The following is a 266-nucleotide window of genomic DNA, read 5'->3' as shown; positions in this document are numbered from 1 at the left end:
GGCGTACGGGTGCGGAACACGTGTGCAACCTACCTTTATCAGGGGGATAGCCTTTCGAAAGGAAGATTAATACCCCATAATATATTGAATGGCATCATTTAATATTGAAAACTCCGGTGGATAGAGATGGGCACGCGCAAGATTAGATAGTTGGTAGGGTAACGGCCTACCAAGTCAGTGATCTTTAGGGGGCCTGAGAGGGTGATCCCCCACACTGGTACTGAGACACGGACCAGACTCCTACGGGAGGCAGCAGTGAGGAATAT

The 266-nt window shown here is 49.6% G+C and carries 1 rRNA gene; it reads left to right on the top strand.

Annotated elements, in window-relative coordinates:
• A 16S ribosomal RNA gene (locus tag AB671_RS21575) occupies window positions 1-266 on the top strand; the annotation flags it as partial.

It is taken from the genome of Chryseobacterium sp. BGARF1 (genome assembly GCF_001677955.1).
Taxonomy (GTDB): Bacteria; Bacteroidota; Bacteroidia; order Flavobacteriales; family Weeksellaceae; genus Chryseobacterium.
Note: the sequence above shows the minus strand (reverse complement) of the source record. Positions and strands in the feature narration are given on the sequence as shown.